This is a genomic window from Bradyrhizobium commune (genome assembly GCF_015624505.1).
GTDB classification, from domain to species: Bacteria; Pseudomonadota; Alphaproteobacteria; order Rhizobiales; family Xanthobacteraceae; genus Bradyrhizobium; species Bradyrhizobium commune.
The window spans coordinates 6,220,418-6,233,999 of the sequence record NZ_CP061379.1; the positions used below are offsets into that span (position 1 = coordinate 6,220,418).

The 13,582-nt window shown below is 65.5% G+C and carries 14 protein-coding genes; 8 read left to right on the forward strand and 6 right to left on the reverse strand.

Annotated elements, in window-relative coordinates; translation table 11 throughout:
- Position 1: 1 nt before the first annotated feature.
- Both IC761_RS29145 and IC761_RS29150 read right to left on the reverse strand, forming a co-directional pair.
- Positions 2-880 (reverse strand): TPM domain-containing protein, encoded by an 879-nt coding sequence (locus IC761_RS29145; RefSeq protein WP_195800114.1) that lies wholly within the window; start codon positions 878-880, stop codon positions 2-4.
- Between the two features lie 15 nt (positions 881-895).
- Positions 896-1,504, reverse strand: coding sequence for a LemA family protein (locus IC761_RS29150; RefSeq protein ID WP_195800115.1), 609 nt, complete (start codon positions 1,502-1,504; stop codon positions 896-898).
- Between the two features lie 145 nt (positions 1,505-1,649).
- Here IC761_RS29150 and IC761_RS29155 point away from each other — a divergent pair, with 145 nt between their 5' ends.
- The 3 genes from IC761_RS29155 to IC761_RS29165 are packed head-to-tail and all read left to right on the forward strand — an operon-like array spanning position 1,650 to position 4,870.
- Positions 1,650-2,504 carry an enoyl-CoA hydratase gene (locus IC761_RS29155; protein WP_195800116.1) on the forward strand — a complete coding sequence of 285 codons (855 nt, stop codon included), beginning with the start codon at positions 1,650-1,652 and terminating at the stop codon, positions 2,502-2,504.
- A gap of 5 nt (positions 2,505-2,509) precedes the next feature.
- Positions 2,510-3,658 (forward strand): acyl-CoA dehydrogenase family protein, encoded by a 1,149-nt coding sequence (locus tag IC761_RS29160; protein WP_195800117.1) that lies wholly within the window; start codon positions 2,510-2,512, stop codon positions 3,656-3,658.
- 15 nt (positions 3,659-3,673) lie between these two features.
- Complete coding sequence (locus IC761_RS29165) at positions 3,674-4,870, forward strand: acyl-CoA dehydrogenase family protein (protein ID WP_195800118.1); 1,197 nt, start codon at positions 3,674-3,676, stop codon at positions 4,868-4,870.
- A gap of 175 nt (positions 4,871-5,045) precedes the next feature.
- Here IC761_RS29165 and IC761_RS29170 read toward each other — a convergent pair whose 3' ends face one another.
- Both IC761_RS29170 and IC761_RS29175 read right to left on the reverse strand, forming a co-directional pair.
- The gene (locus IC761_RS29170) at positions 5,046-7,367 is read right to left on the reverse strand and encodes a xanthine dehydrogenase family protein molybdopterin-binding subunit (protein ID WP_195800119.1); all 2,322 of its coding nucleotides are present in this window, start codon (positions 7,365-7,367) and stop codon (positions 5,046-5,048) included.
- Positions 7,368-7,484: 117 nt separating this feature from the next.
- A complete protein-coding gene (locus IC761_RS29175; protein WP_195800120.1) occupies positions 7,485-8,360 on the reverse strand; it encodes a dihydrodipicolinate synthase family protein in 876 nt (291 codons plus the stop codon).
- A gap of 117 nt (positions 8,361-8,477) precedes the next feature.
- On the opposite strand from IC761_RS29175, the gene IC761_RS29180 reads away from it, so the two are divergent.
- The 3 genes from IC761_RS29180 to IC761_RS29190 all read left to right on the forward strand — a co-directional run bounded on the left by IC761_RS29180 (position 8,478) and on the right by IC761_RS29190 (position 9,929).
- Positions 8,478-9,254 (forward strand): transporter, encoded by a 777-nt coding sequence (locus IC761_RS29180; protein ID WP_246791349.1) that lies wholly within the window; start codon positions 8,478-8,480, stop codon positions 9,252-9,254.
- Positions 9,255-9,319: 65 nt separating this feature from the next.
- The gene (locus IC761_RS29185) at positions 9,320-9,646 is read left to right on the forward strand and encodes a heavy metal-binding domain-containing protein (protein WP_195800121.1); all 327 of its coding nucleotides are present in this window, start codon (positions 9,320-9,322) and stop codon (positions 9,644-9,646) included.
- Positions 9,647-9,656: 10 nt separating this feature from the next.
- Positions 9,657-9,929, forward strand: coding sequence for a hypothetical protein (locus IC761_RS29190; RefSeq protein ID WP_195800122.1), 273 nt, complete (start codon positions 9,657-9,659; stop codon positions 9,927-9,929).
- Between the two features lie 9 nt (positions 9,930-9,938).
- On the opposite strand, the gene IC761_RS29195 is transcribed toward IC761_RS29190, so the two are convergent.
- The gene (locus tag IC761_RS29195) at positions 9,939-10,904 is read right to left on the reverse strand and encodes a VOC family protein (protein ID WP_195800123.1); all 966 of its coding nucleotides are present in this window, start codon (positions 10,902-10,904) and stop codon (positions 9,939-9,941) included.
- A gap of 185 nt (positions 10,905-11,089) precedes the next feature.
- Here IC761_RS29195 and IC761_RS29200 point away from each other — a divergent pair, with 185 nt between their 5' ends.
- Both IC761_RS29200 and IC761_RS29205 read left to right on the forward strand, forming a co-directional pair.
- Positions 11,090-11,953 (forward strand): S1C family serine protease, encoded by an 864-nt coding sequence (locus IC761_RS29200; protein WP_195800124.1) that lies wholly within the window; start codon positions 11,090-11,092, stop codon positions 11,951-11,953.
- Positions 11,950-12,321: a response regulator transcription factor gene (locus IC761_RS29205; protein ID WP_195800125.1), complete on the forward strand. Its 372-nt coding sequence runs from the start codon at positions 11,950-11,952 to the stop codon at positions 12,319-12,321. Before IC761_RS29200 ends, IC761_RS29205 begins: the two co-directional genes overlap by 4 nt.
- A 10-nt stretch (positions 12,322-12,331) precedes the next feature.
- Here IC761_RS29205 and IC761_RS29210 read toward each other — a convergent pair whose 3' ends face one another.
- Positions 12,332-13,573: an amidohydrolase family protein gene (locus tag IC761_RS29210; protein WP_246791350.1), complete on the reverse strand. Its 1,242-nt coding sequence runs from the start codon at positions 13,571-13,573 to the stop codon at positions 12,332-12,334.
- Between the last annotated feature and the right edge of the window lie 9 nt (positions 13,574-13,582).

Below are 13,582 nucleotides of genomic sequence, written 5' to 3' on the forward strand. Positions count from 1 at the left end.
CCTACCAACTCCCCGAGGCGCCGCCGCCGCCAAAACTGCCGCCACCGCCGCTGAAGCTGCCGCTGTCGCTCGACGATGAACCGCTGCTCCAGCTGCCGCCCGAAGAGCCGCTCGACCAGGAGCCGCCGCGCGACGATCCCGTCGACTGCGGAAAAAGATCGGCGATGAACGCCAGGAGGAAGCCGATGACCCCGGCGATGAGGGCAACCGCGGCGGATCCGAGGAACATCAGCGCTAGGATGCCGATCAGGCTGCCGGTCGCAACCGAGCCCAGCAATCGCCCCAGCAGCGCACGCAAAAATCCCCCGATGATGAGCGAGGCGAACAGCGTGACGGGGAGGATCGGGCCGATGTCTCCCAGATTGCCAAAATTCACGCTGCGCGAAGGGACCGGCAGTGGTTCGCCGTCGATGACGCGCATCATCCGGTCGACACCGGCGGAGATGCCGCCGGCAAAATCGCCCTCCCTGAATTTCGGCGTGATGACCTCGTCGATGATCCGCCGCGAGGTCACGTCGGTGAGCGCGCCCTCGAGGCCGTAGCCGACCTCGATGCGCAGATGCCGGTCGTTCTTGGCGACGACGAGGATCGCGCCGTCATCGATCTTCTTGCGGCCGACCTTCCAGGCCTCCGCGACGCGGATCGAGAACTGCTCGATCGTCTCCGGGTCCGTCGTCGGCACGATCAGCACGGCGATCTGGCTGCCCTTCCTGGTCTCGAAGTCGCTGAGCTTTTGCGACAGCGCAGCGACGTCGCTGCCCGACAGCGTGCCGGTCCGGTCGACCACGCGGCCGGTGAGTTGCGGCACGGCGACGTCGGCTGCGGCGGCGAACGCCCAAATGAGCGTTAACGCGAACAGGAAGGCCTTGACGGCGCGCATCGGGGCGGAACGCGCTTACTTCGACGGCGCAGGCGCGGGGTTGAAATCGACCTTCGGTGCGGTCGAGATCTCCTTCTCGTTCTCGACCGTGAAATTCGGCTTCTCCTTGTAGCCGAACATCATCGCCGTGAGGTTGCTCGGGAACGAGCGAATCGTGACGTTATAGTCCTGCACCGACTTGATGTAGCGGTTGCGCGCCACCGTGATGCGGTTCTCTGTGCCTTCGAGCTGCGACATCAGATCCTTGAACAGGGCGTCCGATTTGAGCTGAGGATAGTTTTCGGTGACGACCAGGAGCCGCGACAGCGCGCTGGAGAGCTCGCCCTGGGCGGCCTGGAATTTCTGGAGCGCGGCGGGATCGTTCAACACCTCCGGCGTCGCCTGAATGCTGCCGACCTTGGCGCGGGCATTGGTGACGCCCAGCAACACGTCCTTCTCCTGCTGCGCAAAGCCCTTCACCGAGTTGACGAGGTTGGGCACGAGATCGGCGCGGCGCTGATACTGATTCACGACCTCCGACCAGTTGGCCTTGATCTGCTCGTCCTCGCTCTGGATCGCGTTGTAGCCGCAATTGGTCAGGCTGAGCGAGGCCAGCGCCGCCAGCACGGTGAGGATCTTGCGCATCAAATTTCTCCCGGTGGAATCGGGCGCAACCTATCAGATTGGCGACGAAAAGCAGCCGATTTACGCAAGCCTCTTGCCTATCATCGGCCGACATAGTCAACTCAAGGAAATAACAAGACGATATGGAAACGCTGAGGGGAACGCGATGTCCTCGTTCGAGACCATCCTCGTGGAGCGGCCGGAGCCGGCGATTACCCGGATCGTGATGAACCGGCCCGATGCGCGCAACGCCCAGAATTTGCAAATGACCTACGACCTCAACGCCGCCTTCGATGCGGCGGTGCAGGACGATTCGGTCAAGGTGATCATCCTCGCCGGCAACGGGCCGCACTTCTCGTCCGGTCATGACCTGCGCCCGGTCGGCAAGAACGCCGCCGGCGTCGATTTTCTGCCGATCGGAAATTGGGGCGGCTTTGCGGAGGCCAATGCTCATGGCCGCTTCGCGCGCGAGCAGGAAATCTATCTCCAGATCACGCGGCGCTGGCGCAATCTCGCCAAGCCGACGATTGCCGAGGTGCACGGCAAGTGCATTGCGGGAGGCCTGATGCTGGCCTGGGCCTGCGACCTCATTATTGCCAGCGACGACGCGCAATTTTGCGACCCCGTCGTGACGATGGGCGTCTGCGGTGTCGAGTGGTTCGTGCACCCCTGGGAGTTGGGTCCGCGCAAGGCCAAGGAGTTTCTGTTCACCGCCGACAGCTGGAGTGCGCAAGAGGCGCATCAACTCGGCATGGTCAATCAGGTCGTGCCGCGCGCCGAGCTGTCCTCGCGCGTGCTGGGGTTGGCGCGCAAGATCGCATCAAAACCGTCCTTCGCGCTGAAACTGACCAAGGAAGCCGTCAACCGTTCGGTCGACGTGATGGGCCAGCCCGCCGCGATCGACCAGGCCTTTGCGCTGCATCAGCTCTGTCACGCCCATAATCTTCAGGAGTTCGGCATGGTGGTCGATCCATCCGGACTGCATCCCTCCGTGCGCAAGCCGCCGGCGGCCGCGGAGTAAGAGCAATGGACCTCAATCCCAGTGACGAGCAGCGGCTGCTGCGCGAGAGCGCCGAACGCTTCGTGGCCGAGAGCTACGACGCCGATCATCGCCGCAAAATGGCGAACGACCCGCTCGGCTTCAGCCCGTCGGTGTGGAAGCAGTTCGCCGAGCTCGGCTGGCTGGCGCTGCCGATCGCGGAAGAGTTTGGCGGGCTCAGTGGCGGCGCGGTCGAGATCGGCATTCTAATGGAAGCGTTCGGCCGCGGGTTGGTCTCCGAGCCGTATATCGCGACCGTGGTGCTGGGTGCAGCACTGATCGACAGATGCGGCAGCACGGCGCAGAAGCAGGCGCTGCTGCCGAAGATCGCAGATGGATCGCTGAAGCTCGCGCTCGCGCATTCCGAACGCGCCGCGCGGTTCGATCTCGCGAAGGTTACCAGCACCGCCAACAGGACCGCGCAGGGCTGGCGGCTTTCCGGCAGCAAGATCGCGGTGCTCGACGGTCATGCCGCCGATGAGATCATCGTGTCCGCGCAAATTCACGATCATCATGGGCCGTCGGGACGAATCGGACTGTTCCTGGTGCCGGCGCAGACGCCAAGCCTTGCGATCTCCGACTATGCGCGGCTTGGCGGCGGCCGGGCCTGCAACATCGAGCTGTCGGACGTGCAACTGGCTGAAGATTCCCTGCTCGGCGATGACCACGATGCGCTGCCGGCGATCGAATGGGCGATCGATCGCGCCATGGCCGCGCTCGGCGCGGAGGCCGTCGGCATCATGCAGACGCTGGTCGATACGACGCTGGAATACACCAAGATCCGGAAGCAATTCGGCAGGCCGCTGTCGGCCAACCAGGTGATCCGCCACCGCCTCGCCGACATGGCGATGCAGGTCGACGAGGCGCGCTCGATGGCGCTGCGCGCCGCGCTGAAGGCAGATAGCCCGCCGGTCGAGCGTGCCCGCGCCGCGTCAGGCGCGAAAGCGAAGATCGGCAAATGCGCGCGCTTCGTCGGCGAGCAGTCGATCCAGCTTCACGGCGGCATGGGCGTCACCGAGGAGCTCGAGGTCGGCGCCTATTTCAAGCGCTTGGTCGCCTTCGACACGCTGTTCGGCGGCAGCGCGCATCACTACCGCCGTCATGCCGAGCTTGGCCGCACGCCTGTGCTGGCCTGACAAGAGGAGCGCATCATGGATCTGTCCTTCAATGCCGAGGAGCGCGCCTTCCAGGACGAGGTGCGCGGCTTCATCGCCAGAAATCTTACCGAGGAGATGAAGCGCGCGACCGCGCTGACGCCGTCGGTGTTTTCCGATCCCGATATCGGCATGGCCTGGCAGCGCGCGCTGCACAAGCAGGGTTGGGGCGCACCGGGCTGGCCGGTCGACCATGGCGGACCGGACTGGACGCCGGCGCAACGTTGGATCTTCGAGACCGAATCCGCGCGTGCCGGCGTGCCGAATGTCAATGTGATGGGCGTGAAGATGGTGGGGCCCGTCATCATCGGCTTCGGCTCGCCGGAGCAGAAGAACTTCTACCTGCCGCGCATCCTTTCCGGCGAGGACTATTGGTGCCAGGGTTATTCCGAGCCGGGCTCCGGCTCCGATCTCTCCTCGCTGAAGACGCGCGCGGTGCGCGACGGCGACGACTACATCATCAACGGCACAAAAATCTGGACGACGCATGCGCATCACGCCAACCGCATGTTCGCGCTGGTGCGCACCGGCGAGGGGCCGCGGCAGCAGGATGGCATCAGTTTTGTCCTGATCGACATGAAGACGCCGGGGATCACGACGCGGCCGATCCTGACCATCGGCGGTGATCACGAGGTCAACCAGGTGTTCTTCGACGACGTGCGGGTGCCGGTCGCCAACCGCGTCGGCGAGGAGGGCAAGGGCTGGACCTACGGCAAATACCTGCTCGAGTTCGAGCGCGGCTCCGGCATCGCGTCAGCCAAGCTGCGCGAGGGGCTGAAGGCGATTGCGGAGCTGGCTGAATCCGATTTGACCGGACGCGCCATCGACAGCCCCGATATCGCCATCCGTATTTCCGAGGTCGAGGTCGATATCGACGCGCTGGAGATGACCGAGCTGCGCGTACTCTCCGCGCTCCAGACCGGACAAAATCCCGGCGCGGTGTCGTCGATCCTGAAGCTGCGCAACAGCGAGATCCGCCAGGCGGTGACGCGGCTGGGGGCCGACGTGATCGGCCACGACGCACTCGCGGTCGAGCCGATGCGGCCGCTCTACAAGCTCAACCACGAGCCGGCGGTGCCGGAGGAGATGCTGACGGTGGTGCCGGAATATCTCAACGGCCGGGCCTATACGATCTTCGGCGGCACATCGGAGATCCAGCGGGATATCATTGCGAAGATGATGCTGGGGATTTAGGCCGCGCTGGCACCACACGGTGTCGTCCCGGCGAAGGCCGGGACCCATACTCCGGGGAGGAGTTGTGGCGCGAAGCTGGTCGCCGCCGGTCTTCACCAAATTGGACTCGGTGGTTATGGGTCCCGGCCTTCGCCGGGACGACGCGTTGAGTTTGCCTCGGCAGCGCAGGCTGAGCCTATACAGCCTTCGCCTCCATGATCGCCTTCCAGATCTTCTGCGGCGTCAGCGGCGTGTTGAGCTGGGTGATGCCGAGCTCGGCGAGCGCGTCCATCACGCCGTTGGTGACGCAGGGCGGACCGCCGATGGCGCCGGATTCGCCGCAGCCCTTGGCGCCGAGCGGATTGGTGCGGCAGGGCGCGGAATCATCCAGCGTCACCACGATCGGCGGAACGTCATCGGCGCGCGGGATGCAGTAGTCCTGATAGCTTGCGGTGAGGAGCTGGCCGTCGGCGTCATAGGAGACGCCCTCGTACAGCGCCTGGCCGATGCCCTGCGCGACGCCGCCATGGATCTGGCCGGTGACCAGCATCGGATTTACGGCGACGCCGACGTCGTCAACGGTCGTGTAGCGCACGACGCGGGAGACGCCGGTCTCAGGATCGATCTCGACCTCGCAGATATGCGTGCCGTTCGGCCAGCTCGGTCCGTCGACCTCGCCTTCGGAATCGACGCTGAGCTTTGCCCCGCTCTCCTTCTCGGCGAGATCGAAAAGGCTGATGCGGCGGTCGGTGCCGACCACCGTCAGCATGCCGCCCTGATATTCGATGTCCTCGACCGAGGTCTCGAGCACGTTCGCCGCCTTCTCGCGCGCCTTCTGGATCATGTCGTTGGAGGAGACGGCCACGGCCGTGCCGCCAACGAATAGCGAGCGCGAGCCGACGCTGCCAAAACCCGTGGCGAGATCGGTGTCGCCCTGCACGACGTCGATCTTGTCGAGGGGAATGCCAAGCGTGTCCGAGATCATCTGGGTGTAGGTGGTCTGCAGCCCCTGCCCCATCGCCATGGTGCCAGAGTGCAGGATGACACGACCCTGCGAGGTCGCGTGCAGGCTGACCTTCTCGGTGTGGGCGCGGCCGCCGGTCCATTCGATATAGGAGGTAAGCCCACGGCCATAGAGCAGGCCCTTCTTCTTCGCCGCCTTCTTGCGCGCGTCAAAGCCGTCCCAATCGGCAAGCTTGACGGCGCGGTCGAGCATGTGGCTGAAGGCCCCGGAATCGTAAACCTGGCCCGCCGCGTTGGTGTAGGGGAGCTGCGCCGGCTTGATGTAGTTTGCCTTGCGGATCGCGCGCGGATCCATGCCAATTTTTCGCGCGGCTGCGTCGAACAGGCGCTCAACGATGAACACCGCTTCAGGGCGGCCCGCGCCGCGATAGGCGCCGACCGGCGCGGTGTGGGTCATCACCGACTTGATCTCGAAATGCACCAGCGGGAGATCATAGACGCCGGTCTGCACGAACGGCCCAAGTACCAGCGGAATGATGTTGCCCGCACCCGAGGAATACGCGCCGGTGCAACCTATCGACCTGACCCGATAGGCCAGCACCTTGCCCTTCTCGTCCAGTGCGAAGGACGCGGTCGAGGTGAGATCGCGGCCGTGAGTGCCGCCGACAAACTCGTCGGTGCGATCGCCGCGCCAGCGGATCTTCTTGTTCAGCTTGGTCGCGACATAGGCGACGATGCCGTCCTCGGGATAAAGGTTGGTCTTCTGGCCAAAGCCGCCGCCGATGTCGCCGACCATCACACGCACGCTGTCCTTCGGACGCTTCAGCACGGCCTCAGCCAGCACGTCGCGGGTCGAGGCCGGGGTCTGTGACTGCACATGCAGCAACAAGCGGCCAGTTGTCTTGTCGATCTCGGCAATGGTCGAGCGTGGCTCCATCGCAGATGGAACAAGGCGCTGGCTGACGAGGTCGAGCTCGACGGTATGCGCGGCGCGGGCAAACGCCTCGTCTACCTTGGCGGCATCGCCATAGCTCATCGCTCCGACGATGTTGTCGGGTGCATCCGGCCACACCACCGGCGCGCCGGGCATCACGGCCTCAACCGGATCGACCACCGCCGGCTGCACGTCGTACTCAATAACGATCGCTTCGGCCGCGCTCTGCGCCTCAGCACGCGAGGAAGCGACGACCGCGGCCACAGCCTCACCGGTGTAGCGCACGATCTCATGGGCGAGCAGCCGACGCGGCGGCACCGTCATCGGCTTGCCATCCGGACGCTTGAAGATGCTCAAGGTCGGAATGGTGCCGACGTCGTCCTTGATCAAGTCAGCGCCGGTGTAGATCGCGGTGACGCCGGGCATCTCGGCTGCCGCGCCGGTGTCGATCGAGACGATCTTGGCGTGGGCATGCGGCGAGCGCAGCACGTGCAACCACAGCGCGCCGTCCTCCGGCTTGTCGTCGATGAACTGCCCCTTCCCGGTAAGCAGCCGCTGGTCTTCCAAACGCTTGACGGGCTGGCCCGCTCCGAAACGCAGATTGCCGGGAAGAATGTTCATTCCGCTGGGTCCTTAAGGTCTCTTGAAATGCGGGCTGCCTTTTAGCGGATCGAGGCAGGTGAGACCAGCCGCGCTTTTGGGCGGCGGGACCATGGATTCGTCATGCCGGAGATGGCGCTAGGCGAGCTCCCGCAGGGCCGCCTCGACCACCTTGCGCGCATCAGCCGTCAGCGCGGCCTGTGGCGGCACGGGTTCGCCGACGTCATAGCCCTGGATGGTCAAACCGGCCTTGATACAGGCCGCGAGGTTGAAGCGGGCGAAGGCCTCGTTGATCCGCCACAGCCTGCGCTGGAGGCCCATGGCCTCGTCCCAGCGGCCGGCCTTGCAGAGGTCATAGAGGGCGACGCTCTGGCGCGGAATGATGCAGGCCGGTCCTGCCATCCAGCCGAGCCCACCAATCAGCATCACCGCGGCCGGGATATGGGCGGAGGCCGAGAACACGCGCAAGGCATCGCCGCAGCGATTCATGATCGAGAGCAGCCGGCCGGTGTTGGTCGAGGCATCCTTGATGTAGCCGATGCGCGGATGCTCGGCGAGGCGCGTGATGACATCGAGGGTCAGGTCCGAACGCTGGAATTGCGGATTGGTGTAGATGACGACGGGAATGTCCACGGCGTCGGCAATGCTGCGGAAGTAGGATTCGACCTGGGCGTCGGCGAGCGGGAAATAGGCTTCCAGGATCGCCAGAATGCCGTCGGCGCCGAGCTGCTGATAGGCCTTTGCCTGCGCCACCGCGTCCGCCGTCGAGGTCGAGGCGACGCCGGCCACGACCGGCACGCGGCTCTTCGCAGTCTCGATCGCGGTCTGTACGATCGCCATGCGCTGCGCGGCGCTGAGATAGGCGAACTCGCCGGTCGAGCCGAGCGGCGTCAGCCCGTGCACGCCGGCCCCGATCAGATCCTCGCAGAGTTGCCCGAGCACCTTCGTGAGCACTGCGCCATCGGCATCGACGGGCGAGACCAGATAGGGAAAGACGCCGCGAAATTCAGCCATGTCGGGAATAAACTCCGGTGAGAGCCAATCTGGTCGGACAGCGCGCGATCCAGCGCCTGCTATCACGGGGCAATATTGCCAGCAAGCAAACAGCCTTCGAAGAGCGCATTTGCGGCTTTGGCAATTGCCCTGTGTCCCGGCATGGCGCAGGCCGGCGAATGCCCATCGCCGCAATCGGAGATCGCGACCGATCGTCCCGACGTGACCAATTCCAGCCTCGTCGTGCCCACAGGCAGCGTCCAGAGCGAGAACGGGTTCAACACCTCCGGCCAAAGCGCCGGCAAGGGATTTGATGGCAGCAACAGCCGCCTCCGGTTCGGTGTCGCGCCATGCCTCGAAGTACTTGTCGACATCCCGAGCTATGTCGGCCGGCTGACGGGCGCGGTCGACACCGGTTTCACCAATGTAACCCCCGCCGCGAAATGGCAGGTCAGCGGACTGCCCGAGCCAGCCAACCTCTCACTGGTGTTCGGCGTCGGCCTGCCGACCGGCACGCAAGCGATCACCGGCGCGGGTTTGCAGCCTTATGTGCAAGTCCCCTGGTCCTATGAGCTCGGCGGCGGCTGGGGCATCAGCGGCATGATCACGAGCTTCTTTCGCCCATCGGATCTCGCCAGCCGCCAGACCAGCGAAGCGACCTTCGTGATCGAGCGGAAGGTCACCGAAAGACTGGCCCTGTTCGTCGAATATGTCGGTGACACTCCCTCGCGCGGCGCGAACACGTCGCTGCTTAATGTCGGCGGCGGCTATCTCCTGAACCGGACCGGGCAAGTCGACTTCCATCTGGCGTTCGGCCTCAACCGCAATTCGCCGGATTACATTATCGGTGTCGGCTATTCCTACCGCTGGGACAATGTCCTGGGCACGGCCGCAAGGCCGGTACTTCGGCATTAGTGGGAATGAACCGGACCAGTGGCGGCGCGGACTAATCGTGGCGTGCAACCAGGCAGGGAAGCCACATGTTGATCGTCACCACCGAGAACGTCGCGAACCACCGCGTGGTCCGGACGCTGGGCCAGTGCTTTGGCATCGTCGTCCGCAGCCGCGGGCTTGGCGGCAATATCGTTGCCGGCCTGCGCTCCATCGTCGGCGGCGAGATTCCGGAATATACGCGGCTTCTGGAGGACGCGCGCCGCCACGCCATCGATCGCCTGGTCGAGAACGCCACCGCGATGGGCGCCAACGCGATCGTGATGATGCGGTTCGATTCCGCCGAGATCGGCCAGACCATGAGCGAGATCGTCGCCTACGGGACGGCCGTCGTCATCGAGCCGGTGTCACGCTAGGATCGGGAGCATGTCCTTGCCGATCGGCATTGCCGCGCTCCTGATCGCAATCGTGCTGCTCGTCGCCGGTCATTTCTTTCCGTTCGGCGTGCCGCTGACCTTCATCGGGATCGGCCTGATCGCAAGCCTGATCTACGACAGGCGCTACAAGCCGGCCTCGAAGCAGCCGCTCGGGCCCGGCTGGGTCGACACCGGTGAACGCTTCATCGACCCCGAAACCAACAAGCGCGTCGCCGTGTTCATGCGACCCGAGACCGGCGAGCGGGATTATCGCGAGCTCTGAGCCGCTCGCTCAGACCTTCAGCAGCCGCACCCGCGTTCCCCAGGGATCGATCGCCTCGACGCCATCCGCAAGCGTCGTGACTGTCGTGCCGCCCTTGCGCAGGCGCTCTTCCTGCGCGGCGAGGATGTCCTGCTTCGCCGTCACCAGCGAGAACCAGGCGAGCCCCGTCGTCTGCTCGTCGCGTTGGCCGGCGCCCTGGCTCTGCCAGACATTCATGCCGAGGTGGTGATGATAACGGCCCGACGACAGGAACGCGGCGCCGTTGCGCTTGCGGGTCGGGTCGAGGCCGACGGTGCCGTGATAAAAGCGCTCGGCCTCGGCGAGATCGCCGACACGCAGATGCATGTGGCCGACGCGCATTCCGTCCGGCGCCTTGGCATAGTCGGGAATGCGGGGATTGGTCAGCGACAACAGGTCAGGAATATTGAGCTCGTCGGTCGCCATCTTCACGCTGCCCTCGCTCCATTGCCATTGCGAGGGATCGCGGTCGGCGTAGACCTCGATGCCGTTGCCTTCGGGATCGTCGAGATAGACGGATTCGCTGACGAGATGATCGGCAAAGCCCGTGAGCGGCACGCGATGCGAGGCCGCATGCACCAGCCAGCGCGCGAGGTCCTTGCGCGTCGGCGTCAGGAACGCGGTGTGGTAGAGGCCGGCGGCGTTGCGCGGCTCGATCGCGGCATCGGGACGCGCCTCCAGCACGAGCAGCGTGATGCCGGCAGTGCCGAGCTTCGCGGCGGTCGCCGAGCGCTCCATCACGGTGAGCCCGATCACGTCGCGGTAGTAATCGGCCACCGTATCGAGATTTTTCACCCGGAGCGTGACCATGCCGACCCGCATCGGGGTGCGGCTGGCGTAGGTCGGACCGCCGCCTTGCGGATTCCCCTCGGCGCGTGCCGCGGCTGCGGCGGCCGCAGCGAGCGAGGTCGCGCCGGCGAGATGAAGCAAGGTGCGGCGGGTGAGATCGATGGTCATCGGTCGGGGCTCGCTGAAACAGTTAAGGCCGTACGGCGCAATTCCGCGATTGCTACACGTTCCCGTGAGGCGCTCCCAATCACATGTTCGTCGGCCGTGGCCTACGGGGACCGGTCCTGACCACCCGGCCAGTTTCGCAATCGGCCGTGACATCCCAGATTGAGGGCAGCTTACAGGAGCATTCCATGACCGACCCCACCCTGTCCTCACTTTCATCCGCGCTCGCGGATGTGGTGGCGCGCGCCGCGCCGTCCATCGTCTCCGTGCACTCGCACCGCTCCCGCTCAACCGGCTTCGTCTGGAAGCAAGGGCTGATCGTCACCGCCGACGAGGCGCTGGCCGATGAGGGTGAGGTCGAGATCGGCCTGGCCGATGGCCGCAGCGTGACCGCCACCATCGCCGGCCGCGACCATACCACCGATATCGCGCTGCTCCGTGCCGATACCGGCATTGCCGCGGTCAAGCTTTCGGCCACCGTCCCGGCTCTCGGCACGCTGTCGGTCGTCGTTGCCACCAACCGCGATGCGCCGAGCGCGACGCTGGGGATGGTGTCGACGTCGGGCAAGAGCTGGCGCTCCCTGCGCGGCGGCGACATCGATGCGCGGATCGAGCTCGACGTCCGCCTGCGTTCAAGCCAGGAAGGCGGCTTGGCGCTCGACGCGGGAGGCGAGGCCTTCGGCATGGCCGTGCTCGGGCCGCGGCGGGTGCTGGTGATTCCAACGGCGACGATCGAGCGCGTCGCGGCCCAGCTCGAGACGCGGGGCCGCATCGCCCGCGGATATCTCGGGCTCGGGCTCCAGCCGGTGCGGCTGGACGACGGCGTCGCCGCCATGGTGATGAATGTCGACAAGGCCGGCCCCGCGGCCGCAGCCGGCATCCGCCAGGGCGACGTGATCGTGGCGGTCAACGACCAAAAACTCTCCGGCGTGCGCGCGCTGGTGCGAACGCTGGGACCGGCGACCGTCGGCACGGTGGTCGATGTCGCGGTGCGCCGCGGCGGTGAGCCCGTCAGCTTCAAGGTCACCGTCGGCGAGAGGCCGGAGGCGTGAGCGACGACAAGACGCCCGAGATCATCCTGTCGCTGGAGATCGACGATCCTGCGCTGGCCGGTCGCCTCGCGACACTGCTCGGCAGCGTCGCGGGGCTTCGCCTTGCTGCGCCCGGCGAGCAGGCCACGGTGACCGTGGTCGCCCGCGATCCGCGCAGCATGCCCGAGGACATTGCGCTGACCCAGCGCGAGCTCGACGTGCTGGCGCTGATGGCGGAAGGCGCCTCCAACAAGATGATCGCGCGCCAGCTCAACATCTCCGTCCACACCGTGAAATTCCATGTCGGCTCGCTGCTCGACAAGCTGGATGCCACCGGCCGCACCGATGCGGTCGCACACGCAGCGCGGCGCGGCGTGATCGAGCTCTGAACTGCACACGTCAGGCATCGACGGTGGTCTGTGCCAGCGCGCGCATGCGATTCATATCGACGACGCGGCCATGGCTGATGACGATGCGGGGCGGCGTGTGGAAGCGCAACGCCTCGGTGACGTCGCCCTGATCGAGGACGACCAGATTGGCGTCACAGCCGAGACCAAGACCATAGCGTTCCAGGTTCATCGCAGCCGCAGCGCGCGTGGTGATCATGTCGTAGAGGGTCTCAAGCTCGCTCTTCTTGGTCATCCACAGCAAGTGCGATGCGAGGAAGGCCACCTCCAGCATGTTGTTGCGGCCGAGCGGATAATAGGCGTCGGAAATGTCGTCCTGGCCGAGCGCAACGTTGATGTCGGCATCGAGCAGTTCCTCGACCCGCGCATGCAGCGGGCCGGTGTGGGGATCGCTGACGACGCTGATGCGGGCCTTCCCGAGCAGGGCCATCAGCTCGCGAAGGTAATTCTTGGGATAGAGCGCCATCGCCCGGCAATGATGGGCCAGCGCCCGGCCCTCGACGCCGCGCGCGATCACCGCGCGGGCCATCATGTCGAGCGTGCGCATATTGGCATCGCCGACATCGTCCAGCAGCATCGAAATGTCGGCGCCGTGCTCGGCCGCGAGGTCGAAGCAGAAGTCGATATGGCGACGCATGCCCTGCTCGTCGGCCTCGATCCAGGGAATGCCGCCCACGACATCGGCGCCTAACGCCATCGCCTTGCGCATCAGGTCGTCGGCGCCGGGTTCGCGCAACAGGCCGTCCTGCGGAAAGGCGACGACCTGGATCTCGACGATGCCGCGAAACTCCTCGCGGATCGCAAGCAGCGCCTTGACGCCTTCGAGCCGCGCCTTGGTGTCGACATCGGCGAAGGCGCGGATGTGGAGATTGCCGTGGAGCGCCGCCAGCGCCACTGCGCGCCGCGCGTTCGGAATGATCCAGGAGGCGTCGTAATTGCTCTTCACCACCGCGGCGAGCTCGATCGCCTTCGCCGCCTCGGTCATGTCACCGCCCTGATAGGCCTCGAGCGCAGCCTCCGACATCATCGGCAAAGTCCAGACCTTGCAGAGATGCAAATGCGGATTGACGAAGGCCGGCGTCACCAGGCCGCCTTTGGCATCGATGACGGATTGCGCGCCGGGATCGAGCCGGCTGCCGATCGCCGTGATCACACCGTCGGTGATCGCAATATCGACGATCTCGCGGCTGCGCATCCGGGCATTTGTGATGACGATGTCAGGCAGGCGGGACATTGCAGGACT

What these genes read in the sequence shown, in the direction of transcription:
- IC761_RS29145 (WP_195800114.1), bottom strand. Translation starts at nt 880, where the DNA reads ATGCGCGCCGTCAAGGCCTTCCTGTTCGCGTTAACGCTCATTTGGGCG.
- IC761_RS29150 (WP_195800115.1), bottom strand. Translation starts at nt 1,504, where the DNA reads ATGCGCAAGATCCTCACCGTGCTGGCGGCGCTGGCCTCGCTCAGCCTG.
- IC761_RS29155 (WP_195800116.1), top strand. Translation starts at nt 1,650, where the DNA reads ATGTCCTCGTTCGAGACCATCCTCGTGGAGCGGCCGGAGCCGGCGATT.
- IC761_RS29160 (WP_195800117.1), top strand. Translation starts at nt 2,510, where the DNA reads ATGGACCTCAATCCCAGTGACGAGCAGCGGCTGCTGCGCGAGAGCGCC.
- IC761_RS29165 (WP_195800118.1), top strand. Translation starts at nt 3,674, where the DNA reads ATGGATCTGTCCTTCAATGCCGAGGAGCGCGCCTTCCAGGACGAGGTG.
- IC761_RS29170 (WP_195800119.1), bottom strand. Translation starts at nt 7,367, where the DNA reads ATGAACATTCTTCCCGGCAATCTGCGTTTCGGAGCGGGCCAGCCCGTC.
- IC761_RS29175 (WP_195800120.1), bottom strand. Translation starts at nt 8,360, where the DNA reads ATGGCTGAATTTCGCGGCGTCTTTCCCTATCTGGTCTCGCCCGTCGAT.
- IC761_RS29185 (WP_195800121.1), top strand. Translation starts at nt 9,320, where the DNA reads ATGTTGATCGTCACCACCGAGAACGTCGCGAACCACCGCGTGGTCCGG.
- IC761_RS29190 (WP_195800122.1), top strand. Translation starts at nt 9,657, where the DNA reads ATGTCCTTGCCGATCGGCATTGCCGCGCTCCTGATCGCAATCGTGCTG.
- IC761_RS29195 (WP_195800123.1), bottom strand. Translation starts at nt 10,904, where the DNA reads ATGACCATCGATCTCACCCGCCGCACCTTGCTTCATCTCGCCGGCGCG.
- IC761_RS29200 (WP_195800124.1), top strand. Translation starts at nt 11,090, where the DNA reads ATGACCGACCCCACCCTGTCCTCACTTTCATCCGCGCTCGCGGATGTG.
- IC761_RS29210 (WP_246791350.1), bottom strand. Translation starts at nt 13,573, where the DNA reads ATGTCCCGCCTGCCTGACATCGTCATCACAAATGCCCGGATGCGCAGC.